Annotated in this window: 21 protein-coding genes; 8 read left to right on the forward strand and 13 right to left on the reverse strand. The window is 66.2% G+C overall.

Annotated elements, in window-relative coordinates; all coding sequences use genetic code 11:
- Window positions 1-56 precede the first annotated feature (56 nt).
- Entirely contained in the window at window positions 57-203 is a 147-nt protein-coding gene (locus FBZ90_RS27740) for a hypothetical protein (protein ID WP_186455594.1), read from the reverse strand.
- A gap of 298 nt (window positions 204-501) precedes the next feature.
- Between FBZ90_RS27740 and FBZ90_RS03915 the strand changes: the two genes are divergently transcribed.
- Both FBZ90_RS03915 and rnhA read left to right on the forward strand, forming a co-directional pair.
- Window positions 502-1,494: a homoserine kinase gene (locus tag FBZ90_RS03915; protein ID WP_145729718.1), complete on the forward strand. Its 993-nt coding sequence runs from the start codon at window positions 502-504 to the stop codon at window positions 1,492-1,494.
- Complete coding sequence (gene rnhA, locus FBZ90_RS03920) at window positions 1,491-1,967, forward strand: ribonuclease HI (RefSeq protein WP_246130138.1); 477 nt, start codon at window positions 1,491-1,493, stop codon at window positions 1,965-1,967. Before FBZ90_RS03915 ends, rnhA begins: the two co-directional genes overlap by 4 nt.
- 78 nt (window positions 1,968-2,045) lie before the next feature.
- Here rnhA and FBZ90_RS03925 read toward each other — a convergent pair whose 3' ends face one another.
- Complete coding sequence (locus FBZ90_RS03925) at window positions 2,046-2,528, reverse strand: peroxiredoxin (RefSeq protein WP_145729719.1); 483 nt, start codon at window positions 2,526-2,528, stop codon at window positions 2,046-2,048.
- A 312-nt stretch (window positions 2,529-2,840) separates the two neighbouring features.
- Here FBZ90_RS03925 and FBZ90_RS03930 point away from each other — a divergent pair, with 312 nt between their 5' ends.
- The 4 genes from FBZ90_RS03930 (at window position 2,841) to FBZ90_RS03945 (ending at window position 11,643) form a co-directional block, all read left to right on the forward strand.
- Complete coding sequence (locus FBZ90_RS03930; RefSeq protein WP_088871949.1) at window positions 2,841-3,413, forward strand: YqgE/AlgH family protein; 573 nt, start codon at window positions 2,841-2,843, stop codon at window positions 3,411-3,413.
- A 58-nt stretch (window positions 3,414-3,471) separates the two neighbouring features.
- The gene (locus FBZ90_RS03935; protein WP_186455595.1) at window positions 3,472-4,329 is read left to right on the forward strand and encodes a DUF3108 domain-containing protein; all 858 of its coding nucleotides are present in this window, start codon (window positions 3,472-3,474) and stop codon (window positions 4,327-4,329) included.
- Between the two features lie 292 nt (window positions 4,330-4,621).
- Window positions 4,622-5,134 (forward strand): NUDIX hydrolase, encoded by a 513-nt coding sequence (locus tag FBZ90_RS03940; protein ID WP_246130139.1) that lies wholly within the window; start codon window positions 4,622-4,624, stop codon window positions 5,132-5,134.
- Window positions 5,135-6,297: 1,163 nt separating this feature from the next.
- Window positions 6,298-11,643 carry an autotransporter domain-containing protein gene (locus FBZ90_RS03945; protein WP_145729722.1) on the forward strand — a complete coding sequence of 1,782 codons (5,346 nt, stop codon included), beginning with the start codon at window positions 6,298-6,300 and terminating at the stop codon, window positions 11,641-11,643.
- Window positions 11,644-11,722: 79 nt separating this feature from the next.
- Here the strand turns inward: FBZ90_RS03945 and FBZ90_RS03950 are convergent, their stop codons facing one another.
- Genes FBZ90_RS03950 through thrC form a run of 3 tightly spaced genes read right to left on the reverse strand, consistent with a single transcriptional unit; the run spans window position 11,723 to window position 15,041 of the window.
- Window positions 11,723-12,313, reverse strand: coding sequence for a GNAT family N-acetyltransferase (locus FBZ90_RS03950; RefSeq protein ID WP_186455596.1), 591 nt, complete (start codon window positions 12,311-12,313; stop codon window positions 11,723-11,725).
- Between the two features lie 38 nt (window positions 12,314-12,351).
- The gene (locus FBZ90_RS03955) at window positions 12,352-13,623 is read right to left on the reverse strand and encodes a M16 family metallopeptidase (RefSeq protein ID WP_145729723.1); all 1,272 of its coding nucleotides are present in this window, start codon (window positions 13,621-13,623) and stop codon (window positions 12,352-12,354) included.
- Window positions 13,620-15,041, reverse strand: a complete 1,422-nt coding sequence (gene thrC, locus FBZ90_RS03960; RefSeq protein WP_145729724.1) for a threonine synthase — start codon at window positions 15,039-15,041, stop codon at window positions 13,620-13,622. The genes FBZ90_RS03955 and thrC overlap by 4 nt, the downstream gene beginning before the upstream one ends.
- Before the next feature lie 351 nt (window positions 15,042-15,392).
- Here thrC and FBZ90_RS03965 point away from each other — a divergent pair, with 351 nt between their 5' ends.
- Window positions 15,393-15,971 carry a hypothetical protein gene (locus tag FBZ90_RS03965; RefSeq protein WP_145729725.1) on the forward strand — a complete coding sequence of 193 codons (579 nt, stop codon included), beginning with the start codon at window positions 15,393-15,395 and terminating at the stop codon, window positions 15,969-15,971.
- Window positions 15,968-16,546, forward strand: coding sequence for a hypothetical protein (locus FBZ90_RS03970; RefSeq protein ID WP_145729726.1), 579 nt, complete (start codon window positions 15,968-15,970; stop codon window positions 16,544-16,546). Before FBZ90_RS03965 ends, FBZ90_RS03970 begins: the two co-directional genes overlap by 4 nt.
- Window positions 16,547-16,603: 57 nt before the next feature.
- On the opposite strand, the gene FBZ90_RS03975 is transcribed toward FBZ90_RS03970, so the two are convergent.
- From FBZ90_RS03975 to coxB, 8 genes are all read right to left on the reverse strand, one after another.
- Complete coding sequence (locus tag FBZ90_RS03975; protein ID WP_145729727.1) at window positions 16,604-17,374, reverse strand: SURF1 family protein; 771 nt, start codon at window positions 17,372-17,374, stop codon at window positions 16,604-16,606.
- Entirely contained in the window at window positions 17,371-17,772 is a 402-nt protein-coding gene (locus FBZ90_RS03980; protein ID WP_246130140.1) for a DUF983 domain-containing protein, read from the reverse strand. The genes FBZ90_RS03975 and FBZ90_RS03980 overlap by 4 nt, the downstream gene beginning before the upstream one ends.
- A 42-nt stretch (window positions 17,773-17,814) precedes the next feature.
- Window positions 17,815-18,684 carry a cytochrome c oxidase subunit 3 gene (locus FBZ90_RS03985; protein ID WP_145729728.1) on the reverse strand — a complete coding sequence of 290 codons (870 nt, stop codon included), beginning with the start codon at window positions 18,682-18,684 and terminating at the stop codon, window positions 17,815-17,817.
- Window positions 18,685-18,867: 183 nt separating this feature from the next.
- Window positions 18,868-19,506 carry a cytochrome c oxidase assembly protein gene (locus tag FBZ90_RS03990; protein WP_276509082.1) on the reverse strand — a complete coding sequence of 213 codons (639 nt, stop codon included), beginning with the start codon at window positions 19,504-19,506 and terminating at the stop codon, window positions 18,868-18,870.
- Window positions 19,507-19,640: 134 nt separating this feature from the next.
- On the reverse strand, window positions 19,641-19,826 hold the full coding sequence (locus FBZ90_RS03995; protein ID WP_145729729.1) for a hypothetical protein: 186 nt from the start codon (window positions 19,824-19,826) through the stop codon (window positions 19,641-19,643).
- A gap of 43 nt (window positions 19,827-19,869) precedes the next feature.
- Window positions 19,870-20,781 carry a heme o synthase gene (cyoE, locus tag FBZ90_RS04000; protein ID WP_145729730.1) on the reverse strand — a complete coding sequence of 304 codons (912 nt, stop codon included), beginning with the start codon at window positions 20,779-20,781 and terminating at the stop codon, window positions 19,870-19,872.
- A 154-nt stretch (window positions 20,782-20,935) separates the two neighbouring features.
- Window positions 20,936-22,549 (reverse strand): cytochrome c oxidase subunit I, encoded by a 1,614-nt coding sequence (gene ctaD / locus FBZ90_RS04005; RefSeq protein ID WP_145729731.1) that lies wholly within the window; start codon window positions 22,547-22,549, stop codon window positions 20,936-20,938.
- 55 nt (window positions 22,550-22,604) lie between these two features.
- Window positions 22,605-23,498: a cytochrome c oxidase subunit II gene (coxB, locus tag FBZ90_RS04010; protein WP_145729732.1), complete on the reverse strand. Its 894-nt coding sequence runs from the start codon at window positions 23,496-23,498 to the stop codon at window positions 22,605-22,607.
- Window positions 23,499-23,587: the final 89 nt, after the last annotated feature.

The following is a 23,587-nucleotide window of genomic DNA, read 5'->3' on the forward strand; positions in this document are numbered from 1 at the left end:
GGCAGGCGTCCTTAAGAGATGAGGCGGTGGCGGACGGAGGCGGTGAACGCAGGCGCTTAGAAGAGGCTGATGATGGCGACCGACAGCAGGGCGGTGACGGCCAACAGCGGCAGGTGGCGGACCAGGGCCGCCAGGCGCCGGGGTGTATCACCAGCCTGGGCGCTGAAGCTGCGGGCGGCGGTGGTCATGGTCAGGTCGGTCATGTCAATCTCCGTAAAGGAAGCTCGGTTGTCTTGGGGGCCGGTCGCCGGTGGCGGGGTCGGCCATGTCCCCTTAAAAGCAACCGCCGTGCCAGTTGGAGAGCGGGAAGTTAGTTCCTTGTTTTTGCTGGATAAAATTTTTAACCGCCCACAGCGAAAAGTGACGATGTGATTTTTCTCGCCACTAAATCGCTAAATTCGCCATTCGCGCCGTCGGCTGTCCACCAACCCGCTTGAAAAGGCGGGCCCAGGCACCTGGCGGCCATTGACCCCAGCCGGGAATCCCGCTACCTCGCAAGGCATGGCCGTCTATACCGAAGTCACCGATGAGGAACTGCGCGCGTTCATCGCCGATTACGCGATCGGCGAGGTGATCTCGTGCAAGGGCATCGCCGAGGGGGTGGAGAACTCCAACTACCTGCTGGTGACGACGCAGGGGCCCTACATCCTCACCCTCTATGAAAAGCGGGTGAACCCGGCCGACTTGCCGTTCTTCCTGGGATTGATGCGCCACCTAGCGGCGCGGGGCATCACCTGCCCACAGCCGGTGCCGGGGCGCGATGGCGAGGCTTTGCGCGTCGTGGCCGGCCGACCGGCGGTCATTGTCACCTTCCTGACCGGCATGTGGCCACGCCGCATCCTGCCCGACCATTGCGCGGCCCTGGGCACGGCCCTGGCCCGCTTGCACTTGGCCGGCGCGGATTATCCCGTCCCCCGGGCCAACAGCCTGTCGCTGGATGGCTGGCGGGCCCTGGTGGCGGCGACAGCGGACGGCGCCGACGGCGTCAAGCCTGGCCTGAAGGTGGCGCTGGCGGAGGAGCTGGCGGCACTCTCGGCGCTGTGGCCCGGCCGGGATGGCCGGCCCGACCTACCGCACGGCATCATCCACGCCGACCTGTTCCCCGATAACGTCTTCTTCCGCGACGGCGCCCTGTCGGGCCTGATCGATTTCTACTTCGCCTGCAGCGACATGCTGGCCTATGACCTGGCCATCTGCATGAACGCCTGGTGCTTCGAACCCGATGGCGCCTTCAACGTCACCAAGTCACGCCTGCTGCTGACCCATTACGCCAAGGTGCGGCCGCTGACGGCGGCGGAGGTGGCGGCCCTGCCGCTGCTGGCCCGCGGCAGCGCGTTGCGCTTCCTGCTGACCCGGCTCTATGACTGGGTGAACACGCCGGCGGGCGCCCTGGTGAAACGCAAGGACCCGCTGGAGTACCTGCACAAGCTGCGCTTCCACCAGCAGGCCCGCAGCCTGGCGGATTACGGCCTGGCGCCCGAGGATTTGACGTGACCGATACGCCCACCACCGACGCGAAACCGATCAGCCCGCGCGTGGAGATCTTCACCGACGGCGCCTGCAGCGGCAACCCGGGCCCCGGCGGCTGGGGCGCCATTCTGCGCTGGAACGGCACGGAGCGCGAATTGAAGGGCGGGGAGCCCGACACCACCAACAACCGCATGGAGCTTATGGCGGCCATCCAGGCGCTGGAAACGCTCAAGCGGCCGGTGAAGGTGGATCTGCACACCGACAGCCAGTACCTGCGCGACGGCATCACCAAGTGGATCCACGGCTGGCGGGCCAAGGGTTGGCTCACCGCCGACAAGAAGCCGGTGAAGAATGTGGATTTGTGGCAGCGCCTGTCCGCTCAGGCCGACCGCCATGAAGTGGTTTTCCACTGGGTGCGCGGCCATGCCGGCCACCCGGAAAACGAACGCGCCGACCAGTTGGCCCGCGAAGGGCTGGCGGAAGCGCGCGGCAGATAGGCCGGCTGCCCCAGATGCAAAAAGGCCCGCGCGGGTTCATGGAACCGGCGCGGGCAGCTTGGCGTTATACGCCTGGTTTTACAGGTTCTTCAGCACGGCTTCGGCACTGGACACCTCGAAGGCGCCGGGCTTTTCCACATCCACGCGGCTGACCACGCCGTCGTCGATGACCAGGGCGAAGCGCTGGCTGCGCTGCCCCAGGTTATAAGCGGTGCCGTCCATGGTCAGGCCCAGTTGGGTGGTCAGCGTGCCGTTGCCGTCGGGCAGCATGAACACGGTATCGCCCACGTCGTTGGCCTTGGCCCAGGCGTTCATCACGAAGGGATCGTTGACCGCCAGGCAAATAATGGTGTCCACGCCCTTGGCCTTCAGCGCCCCGGCATTCTGGAGGAAGCCCGGCAGGTGCTTGGCGGAACAGGTGGGGGTGAAGGCGCCGGGTACGGCGAACAGGACCACCTTCTTGCCCTTCAGCAGGGCGTCGGTGCTGGTTTCCTGCATGCCGGCTTCGGTCAGGTGCTTGATCGTGACGCTGGGGAAGGTGTCGCCAACCTTGATGGTCATGGTCTGGGGTCCCTTTGGGTGGTGGACGTTTGGGTTCTGGGCGGGGCACGGAACATAGGTAATGCCGCCGGCGGGAAATGGTTCTGGTCACCCGTGGTTCTATGTCCCGGAGGGCCGGGCGGCAAGGGAAACGGATGTCCCCCCCTTGTCACCCGGGTACGCCGCTCAATATGACCAGAATGAAGCCTGTTCCGGCTGGCGAGCGGAAGCGACGGCGCGTGATGCCCATGTTAGGCTGAACGATAGGGACAGGCAGTATGACAGTGCCGGCCATGTGGGCCGGCCGCGAAGTGAAGAGGGAAGGCGCCGGCCATGAAGGACACCACCATCCGACGTTTCCTGACCGGGCAGCTGCTGGTCGCGATGCCGTCCATGCCCGATGAGCGGTTCGCCCGGACCGTCATCTATGTGTGCGCCCACACCGACGACGGCGCCATGGGCCTGGTGATCAACCGGCTGTTCGACGGCATCGACGCCGGGGGCCTGCTGGAACAATTGGGCATCGATGGCGGCGACCCGGACGACCGGCTGCGCGTGCATTTCGGCGGGCCGGTGGAACCCGGACGGGGCTTCGTGCTGCACAGCACCGATTATCAGCGCGAGGGCACGTTGAAGGTGGAGGATGAGGTGGCGTTGACCGCCACGGTGGACATCCTGCGCGCCATCACCGAGGGGCGCGGGCCCCGCCAGTGCTTGCTGGCCCTGGGCTATGCCGGGTGGGCCGCCGGCCAACTGGACCAGGAGATGCAGGCCAATGGCTGGCTGCACGTGCCGGCCGATTCCACCCTGTTGTTCGATGACGACATGGATACCAAGTGGGAACGGGCCATCGCCAAGCTGGGCGTCAGCCTGCCCATGCTGTCGGCCGAGGTGGGGCACGCCTGATCAGGCGCCCCAGCCGGCCGCCTTGCCGCCGCCATTTTCCACCCGGAGGATTGGGGGCATGAAAGCTCCCGCCCGTTTCCTGCCCTTGCACGCCTCCCTCCTGACACTGCTGCTGGCGTTGCCGGCCAGCGCCGGTGCGGCGGAGGCCCCCCAGCATCTGCGGCTGGGCTACGACGTCTATGTCGGTGGCCTGAAGCTGGGCCGCATGACCCTGGAGACGGACATCAAAGGCGAGGACTATCGCGTCAGCGTGGCGGCGGAGGCCGGCGATATGCTGGCCCGCCTGATCAAATGGTCCTACACCGCCGAGGCGGAGGGCGCGTTCGGCGGCGTTCACGGCGTGGCGCCCCGCCACTTCCACAGCCTGCGCACGCTACGTGACAAAAGCTGGGACGCCACGCTGAGCTACACCGCCCCCTACGGTGCTCGCGACACCGCGGTCGGTTTCAGCCAAACACCACCCCCGTCGCCGGAGGACGCGGACGCCGTGCCCTTGGATCAGCGTCCCGGCACCGTCGACCTGCTGAGCGCCGCAGCCGCCATCAGCCGCCATGCGGAGGGGGGCGACTGCGCCAGCCGCCTGCCCGTCTATGACGGCCGCCGCCGCTATGACGTGGTGATGGAAAGCCGGCCCGGCCGACACATTGAGAAGTCCGACTACACGGTGTTCGCAGGCGACGCCATCGGCTGCCATGTCGCCATCGTGCCGGTGGCGGGCTTCAAGCCGGCCGGCCGTGGCAGCCAGAACTTCTGGACGGCGGCGCCGGATGGCAAGCCGCGCGGCTTCGATCTGTGGATCGGCCGGCCGGTGCCGGGAGGGCCGGTGGTGCCCGTGCGCCTGGAGGCAGGGGAATTGTTCTTCACCCACGTCGTGGGCCACCTGGCGCAGGTCGAGGTGATGCCACCGCGGCCCTGACCCGCCAAAGTCCCGAGTCGCCGCCTTCCCTCAGGGCCCAGGGCAAACGGCCTGGGCGGCCATGCCGCAACCCGCCTCGGTTTCCACTGTTTTGATTGACCATCTGGTCAGGATAGGTCGAACGACGCCGCATCGGCCATATAGGGCGGCACACCAGGTTATTCGGTGTAGGGGACTGAAAACGTTTACGGCTTGGCAACCGTTCGGGGATTATATGAAACAAGGCCGCTGGTGTACGATGGGAAGCCGTCTTATATCCGGCGATGCCTTGGCAACATCGCTTCTTATCTCTTTGGACCAACCCCGTTCGACAAGGTGTCATCCCCTGCCCCACGCCGCCCCCATCCTCGTTTCGGAGCCGCCGAGCACGCCCTGCGAGGCCACCGAACGCCAATACGCCGCCATTCCCGTCCGCATCCGGGACGGGCACCTGCAGGTGATGCTGATCACCTCGCGGGAGACGCGGCGCTGGGTGGTGCCCAAGGGCTGGCCGGAAAAGAAGCTGAACGCGCGCGGCGTGGCGGCGAACGAGGCGTTCGAAGAGGCGGGCCTGATCGGCACCATCCATAAGAAGCCCCTGGGCACCTTCCACTATTTCAAGGTCATGCCTTCCGGCAAGCGCCTGCCCTGCGCCGTGGACGCCTACCTCTTCGAGGTGGAGCGGGAGTTGGAGGATTGGCCGGAAAAGCACCAGCGCGAACGCCGCTGGGTCAGCCCCTCGCAAGCGGCCCTCATGGTGGCCGAGGGCGGCTTGGTCAGCATCCTGCTGTCGCTGGCCAGCATGGCGGTGGACGAGGAAGGCTGACGCCGAGTCCCCGCCAGCGCGGGGCTGCGTTTCCCGCCGAGGCGGTAGCGGATGCGCGCCAAGCGCCCCACTCGCTACTGATGTAGCGCCGCCGCTCCCTTCGTCAGCCGGAGTAACACTTTGGCTAGGGATGCGGTCAGAAATTTACAAAAATGATTTAACAAATTGCCCATACGCCCCATAAGCTAGACCAAAATGCATAGGGGTAGTGTGACAGTCCATGGTTGATGCCGTTTACCGCCAGCGGGTCCCCCAGCCCGAGCGATGTGGTGATTTTTCCGGTCGCGCCACCGCCTGAGTGTCCCCCGCACAGGGCCGATGTCACTCCCCAACCTTTAAAACACAACCATACCGGCGCGCCATTGGCCCCCGGGCTTCCCTATTCACGCCAAATCCATATTGCCAGGAGTTCTTCCCGCATGCGCGCCTCCGCCCCCAACCGTACCAAGGCCCTGCTGCTGGGCGCTTCTGTCCTGGCGCTGGCCACATCGTGGCAGACGGCTCATAGCGCGGCACTCAATTCTGGTGACTTGAACAACACGGGCGTCATCAGTGGCTACTCCGGTATTCAGTCTAACGGGACCGTTGGAACCATCAGCAACTCAGGCATCATCAACGGCTTCGCTTGGGGCATTTACGATCTTGGATCGGCCGGCTCCCCTCCCTACAAGGTAGGGAATTCGCCCAATACCATCGCGGCGATCATCAACAATATTGGCGCGACCATCAGCGGCTACAGAGAAGGCTTGGTCGCCAGTGGCCTGATCGGAACCATCGACAACGCTGGAAATATTGTTGCGACCGGATCTTCATATCGGGCAATTTTCCAGTATTATAATACCATTACTGCACTAACCAATAAAGCTAGCGGCACCATCTCCGGCAACGCCTCGGCTATCGGCATTATGGCTAGCACCATCGGCACTCTTAGCAACAGCGGCGTGATCTCCGCGCTCTCAGCTGGCGGAGCGGCTATAAATTTACAGGCGGATACAGTTAGCAGTACCAGTATTTCTGCTGCATCCGCCTGGGGCAGCCACGGTACTTTGATCAACAATGCGGGCGGTACCATTAGCGGTTCGGCTGCGGCCGTGAAGCTGGAAGGTGGCAGCCTCGGCACACTGGTCAATTCCGGGCATATTATTAGTGGTGGTGGCCCAGCCGTGGACTCGGATGCTTATACCAGCGTCTCCTACACCCAGGTCGGCTTCGGTTATACCTCTAGCAGCCTGTCCATTCCCTCCACCCTCGGCCACCTTGTCAACAACCTTGGGGGCACCATCTCTGGCACCGCCGGAGGCGTGATCGTAGGGGGCACGATCAAGTCGCTGGACAATGCCGGTCTTATCACCGGCACCTATTCCTCCGCCGCCGGGGTTCGGGCCAACGGCAACGTCGGTGACATCACCAATGAAGCCACCGGTACCATCACCGGTGCGGGCATCGGCCTGAAGTTGTCCGGTGTCATTGGTACGCTGAGCAACAGCGGCCTGGTGAACGCCGGTGGCACGACGATCATTAATTACGGTTACGGTTATTCTTATACCTACGGTTCGGGTATCGGCATATCCATATCCTCAGCCCTCAGCCCGACGGTGACCCTAGGTAGCAGCTTGGCTGCCCTGATCAATACGGCCGGAGGCACCATCGCCGGCGGTTACACGGGTATCAGCATGGCCGGCGTCAGTGTCGGCACGCTGGCCAACAGCGGCGTAATTACTGGGGCCCTGGGGAACGGCTTCGGCATCTATGGCGCCGGAACAATGTATTACGATTCCATCGCCGGGAACTTCCCGACGATTTCGGCCCCAGCCACGGTTGGCACTCTTATCAACAACGCCGGGGCAACGATTTCCGGCAAGAACATCGCACTCGTCTTTAGCAATGGCAGCCTGGGCACCTTGATCAACGCCGGACTGATCACCAGCAGTGGAACCATGGGACAGGGCGCCGTCCTGACCTATGGCACCATCGGCGTCCTGACGAACACCGGTACCATATCGGGCCGCACGATGGCCCTGCAACTTACCAACTCAACCATAGGGACGCTGGTAAACAGCGGCCTGATCCAGTCGAGTGGCGGAAAGGCGATCAGCAATACGCCCGTCTATGGCTACTTCAGCATCACCGGTGGTATCGGCACCCTGATCAATGCAGCCGGCGGCACGATCGCGGGCCTGTCAGGCGGCCTTTCCTTCACCGATACCACCATCGGCCGAGTGGACAATCAAGGCGTCATCATATCTTCCGCAGCGATGGGCATCTCCCTTGGCTCCACCTACTATTACTCATCCAGTGACACACTTCTGTCCACCACCTTGGGCAGCTTGAACAACGCAGCCGGCGCCACCATCCAAGGTCAGAGCGGAGGTGTCGTCCTGGATGGCGCGTCGGTGCAGACCATCACCAACGCAGGCCTCATCACGTCGGCGCAAGGGGCTGCTTTCAGCGCCGCCAGTACAAACTTCACCGGTGGTTATGGCACCACGCCTGCTTCCTTCATTTCTGTGCCAACCATTGTCAGTTTCTCCAATCTCGTCGGCAGCACCCTCTCCGGCGGTAGCGGGTTGAATTTCCAGGGCGGCACGATGGGAACGCTGCGTAACCAGGGCTTGATTCAGGGCACTGGCGGCGCCGGCATCAATATGGGTTATTATTTTAACGCCGCGCCCAGCGCCAGCATCGCCACGGTAATCAACGATGCCGGTGCCAGCATCATCGGCGCCAACGTCGGACTTGCGCTGACATCCGGCGTGTTGGGAACCCTGCGGAACGATGGCCTGATCACCGGAAGCATCAACGCGCTCTCCCTGACAAATTACAATTACTATTATACAGGTCCCATGGCGGTACCTGCCGGTGTCGGCATTATCCTGAACACCGGCACCATCATGGCCAAAAGCGCCACGGTCGGTGCCGCTATTACGACAAGCTACATTGACGTTGGTACGATTTCGAATGGTGGCCTAATCTCCGGCGCCACAGCCATTAGCAATCTGGCGGCCTACAACGGCACTAATACTGTCGGCACCATCGGCCTGATCGAAAACAGGAACGGCGGTACCATCATCGCCACGAATACCATTGGCGCCATCCTGATGAGCGGCAATGTTGGCGGCATCCGCAACGACGGCCTGATTAGCGCCACCGTTGGAACCTTTGCCTCCGCCCTCAACGTCTCCGATAATGCCACTCTGACCGCCCTGAACAATGGCGCTAGCGGAACCCTGGTCGCCGCCGGGTCAGCGGTTGCTATCTTCGGCGGGGTCGGCACCATCAATAATGCCGGTACAATTCAGGGCGGAACCGCCGCCATTCGGCCACGCGCCTACGACTCCACATATGCCGACACGTATTACCATTCCACGACACACGTTGCCGGCGGCATCGGCGCGCTCAGCAATAGCGGCGTCATCAAAGGCGATGCAGCAATTCTATCCGTCACCAGCATTGGAGCCGTATCAAATTCCGGCACCATCTACGGCTCGATATCTGCCGGTGTGATGAACATCGGTACGGTGACGCATTCCACATTCTCAACCAATTACTATTGGCCGTACTATAGTGCGTCCACTACCGCCGTCACTACGACGGTCGGCGGCACCATCGGAGTATTGAATAATACCGGTTCCATTATAGGAAGCCAAAGCGGAATCGTGAACGGCCAATCGACGGGAACCAACACGACCGTCTATCGGAGCCGCGATTACTTTACCGCTTCCATCTTATCCCAATCCACCATAGCCAGCACCACCGGCCCCGTCGGTGGCACCATCGGCACGCTGCTCAACGCCGGCACCATCCTGGGCACGGCAACCGCCGGCATCGACAACGGCGCCGCCACGGCCGTCATCGGCACGCTGATCAATAGCGGCCTGATCCAGGGCGGCCAGACGGGCGTCATCAACGCCGGCACCATAGGCACCCTGACCAACAGCGGCACCATCACTGGCGCCGTGGTGGCCATCCGGGACAGCGGCACGCTGGGCCCGGTCACCAACACCGGCATCATCGCCGGCGCCATCGTCCACACCGCCGCATCCGACCTGTCCATCACCGGCGGCAGCGGCGCGGTGTTCGGCACCCTGACGGGCGTCGGCGGCGCCCGTGGCACCTTGTCCAGCACGGCCAGCAATGTGACCCTGGCCGGCAACCTGGTGCTGAACGACAGTGTCAGCATCGCCGGCCACACCTTGGTGGCGACTGGCGGCAGCCTGGTGCTGACGGCCCCCACCACCCTCACCGGCAACTATGCCCAGGCGGGCGGCACGCTGACGGCCATGGCGGCCGGCGGCACCGTGGGTGGCCTGCAGGTCAGCGGCAGCGCCAGCATCAGCGGCGCCACCGTCGTGCTGACCTCGCAATACGCCTACGGCCTGACCAGCGGCGCCAGCTACACCATCGTGGCAGCCGGCGACGCCGCCTCCAGCTATGCCAGCGTCACCGCGCTGGCCCCGGGCTACAACTCCACCACCGTCACCAGCACCGTGGTGGGTGGCCAGACCGACCTGATCGTCAGCGTGGGCAACAGCAGCCTGTCGGCTGGCGGCGCGGCCACCATCGCCGGCGGCGCCGGAACCCTGGACCAGATGACGGGCGGCAGCCTGGCCATCACCGGCGGCACGCCCACGGTGGGTAGCATCAGCGGCGGCACCATCGCGCTGGCCGGCGGCAGCGCCACCCTGGGCACCATCAGTGGCGGCACCCTGACCCAAAGCGCCGGGTCCACCATCGCCGGCACCACGGCGGTGCAGGTCCAGGGTGGCAGCCTGAACCTGGGCGGCACCGTGCAGGCACCCCTGGCCGTCAACGGTGGCCTGGTGGCCCTGAACGGCACCGCCACCGGCCCCGTCACCGTGGGCAGCGGCGGCACCCTGCGCGGGTCCGGCGTCATCACCGGGGCGGCCACCGTGGCCGGTGTGCTGCGCCCCGGCAACTCGCCCGGCACGCTGACCTTCACCAATGGCCTGACGCAAGCGGCCAAGTCAGTGCTGTCCATCGACATCGACGGCACGGGCACGGGCGCCGGCTATGGCAACTACGCCCGCGTCCTGGTCACGGGCGGCAGCTACGTCATCGGCTCCGGCGCCACGCTTCAGCCCAACCTGCGCGGCATGACGGGCAAGGCCACCAACACCTACACCCCCGGCCTGGGCACGGACTTCACCATCGTGCAGGCCGCCGGCGGTGTCTCCGGCACCTTCGCCGGCATCACCCAGCCCAGCAGCGGCTTGCTGGCCGGCACGCAGTTCACGGCGCTGTACGGCAGCAACGCCATCGACCTGTACGTCACCCCCACCTATGGCTCCCTGGCCAGCCTGGGCGCCAGCGCCAACCAGCAGACCCTGGGCCGCGTGGTGGCGGGCCTGACCGGGGCCGGCAACGCCGACTTGGGCACGGTGCTGAAGGCGCTGTACAGCCTGCCCACGGTGGGCGCGTCGCTGGACGCCCTGGCCCAGATCGGCGGCAGCAGCCAGGCCAACATCGTCGCCTACAGCCTGAACCGGGGCCTGGCGGTGACGCAGGTGCTGGGCCAGCGCCTGGCGGCGGTGCGCGACGGCGTGGCCGGCGGCATGCAAGGCACGATGCAGGCCCAGCTGGTGGGCCGCACCCTCTACACCAGCGTCGCCAGCGGCGGCGATGGCGCCCCGGTGGGCGATGAGCGGGGCGCGGCGGCCGGCTCGGCACCGCAGGAAGGCTGGCACTTCTGGGCCCAGGGCCTGGGGGCGTTCACCCGGGTGGACAGCGACGGCAACGCCGCCGGCGGCCACAGCAACACCGGCGGCGGCCTGTTCGGCGGCGACCGCACGGTGGCGCCGGGGGTGACCGTGGGCCTCGCCGGCGTGCTGCTGCAGAGCACCTCCGGCGGGTCCAACGAGACCAGCAGCTATGGCCTGTCGGCCTACGGCAACGTTGATCTGGGGGATGGCCTGTTCGTCACTGGCAACGCCGGCTACACCTACGACCAGTACGACACGGCGCGGACCATGGGCTTCGGCGGCCTCAGCCGCACGGCCTTCGGCCACACCACGGGTGACGAGCTGAGCGCGGGGGTCACGGCCGGCTACCGGGTGCGGGTGTCCAACCTGACGCTGGAGCCGCAGGCCGGCATCCAGTGGCTGAAGGTCGGCCGCGACGGCTTCACCGAGACGGGCGCCGGTGCCTTGAACCTGGTGCTGCAGGACCTGGACGCCACGGCCCTGCAGAGCAGCGTAGGCGGCCGCGCCTCGGCCAGCTGGAAGACGGACGGCGGCACGGTCATCACCCCGGCCCTGCGGGCGGCCTGGCTGCACGACTTCCGCGACCGGGCCCTGACCAGCCAGGCCGCGCTTGCCGGCACCACCTTCGCCGTGACCGGCCCCGACACCGGCGCCAACGCGCTGGGCATCGGGGGCGGACTGACCCTGCAGGAAGGCGACAACCTGAACCTCTACGCCAACTACGACGGCACGCTCCGACGCCACGAGACCGACCACGTCTTCACCGCCGGCTTCCGCCTCAGCTGGTAAGACGGGGCAGTCTCAAAATGACAACGGCCCGGCGGGGAAACCCGCCGGGCCGCTTGTTTATGAGCACCCAATCTGCCTTCTAACCGCGCCAATCGTCGCGCAGGATGCCGTACAGGACATGGTCGGCCCAGCGGCCATCGATGCGCAGATAGCCCCGGGCATAGCCCTCGCGCACGAAGCCCACCTTTTCCAGCAGGCCCTGGCTGGGCTGGTTGGTGGGCAGGCAGGCGGCCTCCACCCGGTGCAGGCCGAGCTGGCCGAAGGCGAAGCCCAGGCTGACCTTGGCTGCCTCACTGGTGTAGCCCCGGCGGGCATAGGGCTTGCCCACCCAATAGCCCATGGTGGCCATCTGGGCCACGCCCCGGCGGACGTTGGACAGGCCGATGCCACCCACCAGCCGGTCGCTGGCGCGCTCGAAGATCAGGAAGCTGTACGCTTCGTCATTGCGCCATTCCGCCGTGTGCCGGCGCACACGGCGCAGGAAGGAGGAGCGCAGCAAGGCGTCAGCCGGCCAGGTGGGTTCCCACGGCGCCAGGAAGTCGCGGCTGCGTTCCCGCAAATCGGCCCATTCCCGCCAGTCCTTGACCTGGGCGGGACGCAGATAGGTCTGCGGTCCGTCCAGCCGTATGGACGGTGCGCTCAAGATATCGGCGTGCAACAGCCGTATCACCGCCTCCAGCCCCTCCCTACCCCCGTTGCCGCGGTTTCTCAGTGCCCAAGCCGGGCCCGGATGCGGTCGTACGATTCCAAGCCCGTCACCGGCCCCAGGGCGGTGACCACCGGCACACTGTCCAGCATCCGGCGGGCGCAGCGCTCCACCGCCGCCACGTCGACCGCGTCCACCCGGGCCAGCATCTCGGCCGTCGGGACGGGACGGCCGTGAACCAGCATCTGCTGCCCCACCTGCTCGCACCGGGCCATACTGCTTTCCAGGGCCATGACCAGGCTGGACTTCAGCTGGGCGCGGGCGCGGGCCACCTCTTCCTCGCGGATGTCCCCCACCAGGTCGGCGACCTCGCCGCACACCACCGGCACCAGTTCGGCCACCTGGTCCGGCCCCGTGCCGGCATAGATGCCGAACAGGCCGGTCTCGGCGAAATGGCTGGCGAAGCTGTAGATGCTGTAAACCAGGCCGCGCTTCTCCCGCACCTCTTGGAACAGGCGGGACGACATGCCGCCCCCCAACAGGGTGGACAGCACCTGGGTCGCGTAGTTGTCCTCGTGATGGACGCCCACCGCCTCGAACCCCAGCACGACATGGGTCTGTTCCAGGTCGCGCTCATCCCGGAAGTCGCCACCGCTGTAGCGCGCCGCCTCCTGCGTCCAGGCTTGGGGCTTGGGCAGGGCGCCGAACATGTCGGACGCCATCTCCACCATGCGGGCATGCTCGATGCGGCCCGAGGCCGCCACCACCATGGCGGGGCCGGAATAGTGCCCCTGGACATAGGCCACCAGATCGTCCCGGCTGAGCCTCTCCACGATGTCCGGCAGGCCCAGCACCGGGCGGCCCAGCGCCTGGCCGGGGAAGGCCGTGGCCTGGAAATGATCGAAGATGATGTCGTCGGGCGTGTCTTCCGCCTGGCCGATCTCCTGCAGAACGACCGTGCGCTCCTTGGTCAGCTCCTCGGCGTCCAGGCTGGCGTGCTGCACCATGTCCGCCACGATGTCCAACGCCAGGGCCGCATCCTCCTTCAGCACCTTGGCGTAATAGGCCGTGTGCTCCCGCGTGGTGTAGGCGTTAAGATGGCCGCCCACATCCTCGATCTGGCGGCTGATCTGATAGGCGTCGCGCTTGGGCGTGCCCTTGAACAGCATGTGTTCCACCAGATGGGCGACGCCGTTGACCTCGGGCGCCTCGTCCCGGGTGCCGACACCCACCCAGACGCCCAGCGACACCGTCTCCACCCCGGCCATGCTGTCGGTGACGACGCGCAGGCCGTTGTCCAGCGTGGTGACCTGGATTCCGCTGCCGTCGCTCATTGGGCGCCTCCCGTCACACGCGACTTGGCGCGCACGAAGGCCTTCACCGCCTCCACATCATTCGGCAGGACGGTCACCCGCTCCTCCCGCTCATAAAGGTCGGCCAGGTGGCGGGGCAGCGGCGGATGCACCCCGGTCGCGGCCTTGACCGCATCCGGGAACTTGGCCGGATGGGCGCAGGCCAGCGACACCAGCGGCACCTCGGCCGGCACGGTGCCGGCGGCGCGGGCCTGGGCGGCGGCATGCACACCCACCGCCGTGTGCGGGTCCAAGAGGTACCCCGTGGTCGCGAACACCCGGCGCATGGTTTCCGCCGTCTCATGCTCATCGGCGCGGAAGCCGTCGAACAGGCCGCGCGCCTCGGCCAGCTGCCCCTCTTCCACCGTGAAGCGGCCGCTGGCGGCGAAACCGTCCATCACGCCCGTCACGGCGGCGCCGTCCCGGCCCAGCAGGTCGAACAGCAGGCGTTCGAAGTTGCTGGACACCTGGATGTCCATGCTGGGGCTGATGGTGGGGACCACGCCGTTGGAGGCCATGGTGCCGGACTGGAAGAAGCGGGTCAGGATGTCGTTGCTGTTGGTGCCCACCACCAGGCGCTGGATGGGCAGGCCGATGGCCCGGGCGCCATAGGCGGCATAGACGTTGCCGAAGTTGCCGGTGGGAACGGAGAAGGCCACCGGCCGGTCCGGCGCCCCCAGGGCCACGCCCGCCGCCACGTAGTACACCACCTGGGCCACGATGCGGGCCCAGTTGATGGAGTTGACGGCGGAGATGTTCAGCTCATCCCGGTAGGCTTGGTCATTGAACAGGGCCTTCACGATGGCCTGGCAGTCGTCGAAGGTCCCCTCCAGCGCCACGTTGTGCACGTTGGGCGACAGCACGGTGGTCATCTGCCGGCGCTGCACCTCGGACGTGCGGCCCTTGGGGTGCAGGATGACGATGTCCACCAGCTCCCGGTCGCGGCAGGCCTCGATGGCGGCCGACCCGGTGTCACCGGAGGTGGCGCCGACCACGGTGATGCGGCGGCCACGCTTGGCCAGCACATGGTCGAACAGGCGGCCCAGCAACTGCAGCGCCACGTCCTTGAAGGCCAGGGTGGGGCCGTGGAACAGCTCCAGCACCCACGCCTCCTGCCCCAACTGGGTCAGGGGGGTGATCGCGGTGTGGGCGAAGCTGCCATAGGCGTCATGCACCAGGGCGCTCAGCTCATCCCGCGAAATGGCGCCCTCCATGAAGGGCGCCATGACGCGCGTGGCCAATTCGCCATAGCTGAGGCCACGCAGGGCGCGCAGATCGGCCGCATCGAAGGTCGGCCAAGCGGCCGGCACGTACAAGCCGCCATCGCGGGCCAACCCCGCCAGGAGCGCGTCCTCAAAGCCCAGAACCGGCGCCCGGCCCCGCGTGCTGATATAATCCACCCTAGGCATCCCTTGGCTTAACTTGAACCCCTACAGTAGCCAGTGCCGCCAATGTCCCGCAAGCCCGCCAAACCCCCAGGATCCGCATGGGGGATTCGCATGGATGGGCGACGGATGCGGGGACGACACCCGCCGCCGCCCGGCCATTGGCCGCCCCCTGCCCCCCCCTGGGGATGGGGTGCGTCCAATTTTCCCGGAAATGACACTTGGAAACCGGCGCCGGTTGCGGTGCAATAGGGTTGGCGGTTGATCCGCCATTCACTCGCACCACTCCCGACGGGTTCGAACCGGATCGAAGCAGCGACTCCGGGCTGGACCGGGGTCTTTTTGGATGGGGCATCCCGGGGCACCATGGGGCTTCTGCACGCGATCTTGCTGGCCGGCACCCTGGCGGTGGTGGTGGGCCTGATCATCATGGTCATCGGCAAGCTGGGCGAGGCCGGGGTGGAGCGCCACCCCGAAATGCGTCGCGCCGCCAGCCGCCTGCCGCTTGGCGCGCAGATGGAAAACCGGCTGGAGGGGCGGGAGGCCGACGTGCGGGCCGAACTGGCCGCCCTGCAAAACGCCCTGGGCGAAGCGCGCCGCCGCCGCTACGCCCTGGATAAGGAGCTGGAGGACGCGCGGCGCAGCGCCCAGGCCCCCGTGCGCGTGGTCGGGCGGGAGGATGCCGGCCTGAACCGTTTCGTCGCCTGGATGGTGAACCGCCTGGTGCAGCAGGCCCAGACCGATGCCCGAACCGTCATCGCGCTGGACCCGGAATGGGCCGGCCCGCAGGTGATCGAAGTGTGGTCGGAGAACCTGTCCGATGCCCGACGCGACCTGCTGCGCTATTTTCCCGCCCCCTTGGGCTATGTGCTGCTGAGCATACAGCTGGCCAACAGCGGCAAGGCGGGCAACGACACGGTCAATGAGAAGGAGAGCACGGCATGATGGCCTTCCTGCTGACCCTGCTGGCCGTGACGGTGGCCGCCGGCGTGACGGGGGAGCGCGCCTGGAACCGCGTGGCGGAGGCAAAGGCCCACCGCCGCCAGATCCTGACCCGCGCCCGGGAGCAGAGCCAGCGCATCCGCCGCCTGGCCCGCGCCACCTATGCCATGAAGCAGCAGCGCCGCCATGTCCGGCTGACCCTGGAGACATTGGAGGATGAGTGCGCGCGGCTGGAGCAGGACATCAAGCGCGCGTCCCGCCCGGAAAACCGCATCTTCGTGTTGGAGGAACGGCGCAATGCCGCCGACGCCGCCTGGCTGGCCACGGTGGAGGTGGGCGGCACCGTCGCCGACAGCGCTGTGGCCGCCGCCGTGCCGTGGCAACGCCGACAGTTCCTGCTGTGGGCCGCGGACGACGAGGCCGCCCGCGCCCGCCTGGAACGGCGGTTCCCCCACGGCAGCGGCTTCCGCATCACCCAGTTGATGCTGCGTCCCAACCACGCCGCCGCCCCACCGGCCGCCACGACCGCCAAGCTGGAAACCCGCGCGGCCAAAGCGGCGCGGCTGGCGGCCACCTGAGTTTCCCCCTCAGGCGCCCCGCCGCGGCCCAGTGGGCACTTGGCCTGTCTTAGCCTTTTAATCCGTCTCCACCCGGCTGAAGCGCAGGTAGGCGATGACGGCCAGGGCGATGGCCAGGCAGTACCAGGTGATGGCGTACTGCAGATGATCGTTGGGAATGGTGACGCGGGTCTGGCCGCCGATGGGAAAGCCGCCGGGGTTGGGCGTGGCGTCTGCCTCCACCACCACGGGCTCCGGCACCTCCGTCCCCGCCTTGGCCGCCATGGCCGGCAGGTCGTACCACAGCCAGAAATTGTCGTTCACCAGGTTGTCCGGCTGCATCCAGCCGCGCGGCGGCGGCACGCGCGCCACCCCCTGCACCGTCACCTCCCCCTCAAGCTGGCCGTCCGGCCGGCGGGCCGGATCCTTGCCCTGGGTGGGAACCCAGCCGCGATCGACCAGCACCACGCCGCCGCCATCGGCCCGCACGAAGGGTGTCACCACGTCATAGCCGGGCGCACCCTTCAGGGACCGGGCGCCCAGGTACAATTCATGATCGTTCAGGAAATGCCCGCTAAGCCGCACCCGGCGGTAATCCCAGATTTTGGGGTCGTCGATCTTGGCGGGCAATTCGACGGGGGCGGCGGCCATCTGTTGCTGGATGTGGTCCAGGATACCCTGCTTCCAGAACAGGCGCTGAACCTGCCAGGTGCCGAGGCCGGCCATGAAGACGATGGCCCCGCCAGCCACCAGTCCGCCCCAGAAAGTGGGCCGGAAGCGCCGGCGTCCCCTGGTTCCGGGGGCCTTGGCTGCGGAGGCCGGGACGGCGGTAATGGGGGGGGAAGTCATGCGCCGGGAGTCCTATCGCTGTCACTGTCGTCCGGCCCCTCGAACTCGGCCCGGCGGTAACGGTATTGCAGGGCGAACACCACGCCCTTGGCCGGGCGCAGCAGGCCCAGAGTGCCGCCCAGGATGACCACGCCCCAGACCAGGCCCGTCAACCACAGGGGCCAGTCCACGCGCATGGACACCATCAGCGCGATGGGCACGATGATGAAGCCCAGGATGAAGATGAGGAAAACGGCCGGCCCGTCGCCACTGTCGCCCCGCGCCAATTCGAGGCCGCACACGGAACACCGCTGTGCCACCGTGAGGTAACCCGTGAACAGATCACCCCGACCGCAGCGGGGGCACTTGCAGCGCAAGCCCGCCAGGATCGGGGCGACGGTGGAGGCGTCAGAGTCCAAGACACGTTTCCGTCAGAAGGGCGGAAGGGCCGGGTCCCGTGGTCAATGGGGGATCACACCGCGGGGGGTGGATCCCCACCAGTAGATGCTGATGAACAGGAACAGCCAGACCACGTCGACGAAATGCCAGTACCAGGCCGCGGCCTCGAAGCCAAAGTGGCTCTTGGGCGTGAAATGGCCGGCGCGGGTGCGGAAGAAACAGACGATCAGGAAGATGGTTCCGACGATGACGTGGAAGCCGTGGAAGCCGGTCGCCATGAAGAAGGCCGAGGTGTAGGCGTTCTGGGCGAAGCCGAATTCAGCGTGGATGTATTCGTAGGCCTGGAAGCAGGTGAACAACAGGCCCAGCAGGACGGTGAAGCCCAGGGCCTTGGCCGCTTCCTTGTTGCGACCCTCGACCAGCGCGTGGTGGGCCCAGGTGACCGTGGTGCCGGACAGCAGCAGGATGACAGTCATCAGGATGGGCATATCGAAGGGATTGACGGGCTCGATCCCCTTGGGCGGCCACATGCCGCCGTTGGCGGCCACACGCCCCACCTGCTGCGCCTCGTTGAAATAGATGCTGGTGTCGAAGAAGGCCCAGAAGAAGGCGACGAAGAACATCACTTCGGAGGCGATGAACAGCGTCATACCGTAGCGCAGGCCGATCTTCACGACGGGGGAGTGCAGTTTACGCACCACCGATTCGCCGATGACGTCACGCCACCAGGCGAACATCACACCGAGGACACCCAGGCCGCCGGCGATGGCCAGATACCAACCATGGCCATGCATGCCCAGGACGGTGCCGCTGGTCAGCAGGCCAGCCGCGATGGAGGCGACCAAGGGCCATGGGCTGGGGTCCACCAGGTGATAGGGCTGCTTGATGCCCTCAGAGTTGCCGGGAGCGGTGTGAGCCTGGACGTCAGCCATGTTCTTGTTTCCCTCGGATCAAAACAACGCGGTGGTCGTCAGATTGCGGCGGTCATTGCCGCCCCGGTCCTTATTGGTGCCCTCCCTGATCCCCTGTTCGGGGATTGGACACTCCCTTGGTAAACTTTCCTACGCCCCCCGTCCAGAGGTTGTACGGTGGCGAAGCCATTGCCCGGGGACGCTTTAGCCCCCCGGACGAACAGCGGCCGCCCCGGCCGGGGCCTGGTCCTGCACGGCCGCCGCCGTCTGGTCGGCCGCCAGGAAGAAGGTGTAGGACAAGGTGATGGTGGCCACGTCCTTCATATGGGGGTCGTCGGCCAACGACGGATCGACGAAGAAGGTCACGGGCATATCCAGTTCCTGCCCCGGCTCCAGCCGCTGGCGGGTAAAGCAGAAGCACTGGATCTTGTTGAAGAAGATGCCGGCCTTGTCGGGGGTGACGTTGAAGGTCGCGGTGCCGACCAGCGCCTTGTCCGACAGGTTCTTGGCGTGGTAGCGGATCTCCCTCACCTCGCCCAACTTGACCTGCACGGCGTTCTGCACAGGCTTGAATTGCCAAGGCAGCTCGCGGTTCACTTCGGCATCGAAACGAACGGTGACGGTGCGGTCGACCACCCGGTCCGCCCCCTTTTCCGCCACCTGCGTGGTGCCGCCGAAGCCCGTGGCCTTGCAAAACACCTGATAGAGCGGAACGGCGGCGAAACTCAGGCCCACCATGCCGGCGACCAGCGTGAACGCCCCCGCCAGCATGCGGCGGTTGCGCCGGGCCAAGTCGGACGCCGGCGGCTTCATGGGGGACTCGGGGCGTGGGGTCTCACTCAACCTGTCACCTCCCTGGCTTTGACAGCGGCCATCCGGGCGATTGCCCCTGGTGGATGGCCCTGGCCTTGACGCCGGTGGCGGGTTTCACCCGCCCACTTTTGTTCTGAACACTCTTGAGCCGCCGGAAGGGCGGTTTACTGGCCTTGCGCGTGCAGCCCCATTCGCACGATGGCCACGACATAGATCAATGCCACGAACCCCAACAGCGAGAAGAATAGCGCCAGGTTCTTGCCACGCTGGCGGCGCGCCCGCTCCGCCGCGTCGACCACAGGCTCTGCGGCGGAAGGGGGGGCGTTGGAGGAGGTCGTGGTGTCGGCCATACGGTCAGGGTTCCTATGCGGAGGGGCCCTCTCGACGGAGAGGTCAGGCCACCAGCTTCTCACCGATCAGGATGGCGAGCAGCAGGAAAAGGTAGAGGATGGAATAGGCGAACATCTGCTTGGCGGCACGGTGGGTCTTGTCCAGCATGACCCGCACGGCGCACAGGATGAACAGCAGGCTCAGCACCGTGGCGCCCACCAGATAGGCGACACCGCCGACCCCGAACCAGTGCGGGGCGATGGCGATGGGCAGCAGCAGCAGGGTGTAGGCCAGCATCTGGCGCTTGGTCGCCGCCTCGCCCGCCACGACGGGCAGCATGGGCACGCCGGCGCGGCTGTAGTCGCCGCTGCGGAACAGGGCCAGCGCCCAGAAGTGCGGCGGCGTCCAGAAGAAGATCAGGCAGAACAGCAGGATGGGGCCGATGCCGACATCGCCCGTCACCGCCGCCCAGCCGATCATGGGCGGGAAGGCCCCGGCCGCCCCACCGATGACGATGTTCTGCGGCGTGCGGCGCTTCAGCCACATGGTGTAGACGAAGACATAGAAGGCGTTGGCCACGCCCAGGATGGCGGCCGCCACCCAGTTGACGGCCAAGCCCATCAGCAGGACGGACGCGACCGACAGCACGACACCGAAGGCCAGCGCCTCATCCGGGTTCACCTTGCCCTGGGGAATGGGGCGGCCGCGCGTGCGTTCCATGACCGCGTCGATGTCGCGGTCGTACCACATGTTGATGGCGCCCGCGGCGCCGGCACCCACGGCGATGCACAGCAGGGCCACCACCGCCAGCACGGGATGCAGGGTCCCCGGCGCCACCACCAGGCCGGCCAGGCCGCTGAACACCACCAGCGACATGACCCGGGGCTTCAGCAGGGCGATGTAGTCGGCAACGGTACCCGGCAGGCCGGCGGCCTGGGTGGGAACGGTCTGGCCTTCAAAGGCGGTATCGGTCATCTGTCTCGCATCTCATCTGACGCCTGTCCCCCTGGATGATAGGGGACCATTCCCATGCGGGGGAAGGGCAGCGCCTTTAATCAGGCAAAACCGCGCGGGAAGCCACCCCTCCCGCGCGGTCGTCGCCTATGCAGCCGGTGCCACCCTCAGCACCTCACTTGATGCGGGGCAGAACCTCGAACTGGTGGAACGGCGGCGGGCTGGACAGGGTCCATTCCAGCGTCGTCTCACCCGTGTTCCAGTAGTCGGCGCCGACGCGGCGGCCGAACATCAGGGTATAAAGGGCCATCACGACGAAGAACAAGGTGGAGCCGAAGGAAATGTAGGCCCCGATGGAGGAGATCTGGTTCCACATGTGGAAGGCGTCCGGATAATCCGGGATGCGGCGCGGCATGCCCTGCAGCCCCAGGAAGTGCTGGGGGAAGAAAATCAGGTTCACGCCGATGAAGGTGGTCCAGAAGTGCAGGTGGGCCGCCCATTCCGGATGCTCCCGGCCCGACATCTTGCCGATCCAGTAGTAGTAGCCGGCGAAGATGGCGAAGACGGCGCCCAGGCTCAGCACATAGTGGAAGTGGGCGATGACGTAGTAGGTGTCGTGCAGCATGACGTCCAGGCCGCCATTGGCCAGAACCACGCCGGTGACGCCACCCACGGTGAACAGGAAGATGAAGCCGATGGCCCAGACCATGGGCGGCTTGAACTCGATGGAGCCACCCCACATGGTGGCGATCCACGAGAAGATCTTAACGCCCGTGGGCACGGCGATGATCATGGTCGCCGCGGTGAAGTAGGCGCGGGTGTCGACGCTCAGGCCCACCGTGAACATGTGGTGCGCCCAGACGATGAAGCCGACCACGCCGATGGCGACCATGGCATAGGCCATGCCCAGGTAGCCGAACACCGGCTTGTGCGAGAAGGTGGAGATGATCTGGCTGATGATGCCGAAGGCCGGCAGGATCATGATGTACACTTCGGGGTGGCCGAAGAACCAGAACAGGTGCTGGAACAGCAGCGGGTCGCCACCGCCGGCCGGATCGAAGAAATGGGTGCCGAAGTTGCGGTCGGCCAGCAGCATGGTGATGGCGCCGCCCAGCACGGGCACGGCCAGCAGCAGCAGGAAGGCGGTCACCAGCATTGACCACACGAACAGCGGCATCTTGTGCAGGGTCATGCCCGGCGCGCGCATGTTGAAGATGGTGGTGATGAAGTTGGCCGCCCCCAGGATGGAGGAGGCGCCCGCCAGATGCAGGGCGAAGATGCCCATGTCGACCGACGGGCCGCTGTGCCCCAGGGCGGAGGACAGCGGCGGATAGATGGTCCACCCGGTGCCGGCACCCGGCCCGATCAGCGAGGAGGAGACCAGCAGCAGGAAGGCGGGCACCAGCAGCCAGAAGCTGATGTTGTTCAGCCGGGGGAAGGCCATGTCCGGCGCGCCGATCATCAACGGCACGAACCAGTTTCCAAAACCGCCGATGACGGCGGGCATGACCACGAAGAACACCATGATCAGGCCGTGGGCGGTGATCAGCACGTTCCACTGCTGGCCGATGTCGGCGGACAGGTGGTTCAGGATCTGGATGCCCGGCTCCTGCAATTCCATGCGCATGACCACCGAGATGGCGCCGCCGATAAGGCCGGCGATCACGGAAAAGATCAGGTAGAGCGTGCCGATATCCTTGTGGTTGGTCGAGAACAACCACCGCTTCACGAACCCGGGCTTATGGTCGTGATGCGCGTCGTGAGCCGTGTCGTGGGCTGCGTGCGCCATAATTCCAGTTCCCCTCGTTAATCTCTGCCGGGGTTAAATGTCAGACGGGGCCGACTCAGCGCGCGGCGCCATTGTCCGTCGCCAGGGCGGTCTTGGTGGCCCCAGCCTTGGCCGCTTCCAGCGACGCCAGGAATTCACGGCCGGCATCGATGCCGGCGGTCTTCGTCTTCTCCGCCCAGGCCTTATAGTCCTCCTTGCTGACGGCATGGACGACGATGGGCATGAAGCCGTGGTTGGTGCCGCAGATCAGCGTGCACTGGCCGTAGAAGGTTCCCTCGACACTGGCCTGCAGCCAGGTTTCGTTGATGCGGCCGGGCACGGCGTGCAACTGCACGCCCAGCGAGGGCACGTACCAGGAATGGATGACGTCGGCGCCGGTCAGCAGCAGGCGCACAGGCGTGCCCACGGGCACCACCATCTCATTGTCCACCGTCAGCAGGCGGGGCTGGCCCGGCTTCAGGTCGCTGTCGGAGACGATGTTGCTGTCGAAGGCGATGTCGTTGTTGTCCGGGTATTCATAGGACCAGTACCACTGGTGCCCGGTGATCTTCACCGTCAGTTCCGGGTTGGGCGTGCGGTCGCCATAGTACAGGACGCGGAAGGACGGCACGGCCACGATCACCAGGATCAGCACCGGCACCACGGTCCACGCCACCTCCAGCAAGGTGTGGTGGCTGGTCTTGGACGGTACGGGATTGGCGCGGCGGTTGAAGCGCACCATGACCGTCAGCAGCAGCAGCGACACGAAGGCGACAATGCCGATGATGATGTAGAGCAGCAGGCTGTGGAAATTCTCCAACTGCACCGCCACGGGCGAATAGGCATGCTGCATGCCCAGCTTGCCCGCCTCGGGCATGCTCACCACCGGGTCGGCCAGCGCCACGGAAGCGCGCCCCGCCAGGGCCGTCAAAAGGGCCGCGAAGGCGGCGGCGTTCTTGCGTACGGACATCCCTTACCACTCTCTCGTTGACGGGGACGCGTGACACGTCCCACCCGAAGATTGTCCTGGTGACCCACGCCGGCCTTGCGCGCCCCCTG

Origin of the sequence: Nitrospirillum pindoramense (assembly GCF_007827955.1) — a bacterium.
GTDB classification, from domain to species: domain Bacteria; phylum Pseudomonadota; class Alphaproteobacteria; order Azospirillales; family Azospirillaceae; genus Nitrospirillum; species Nitrospirillum amazonense_B.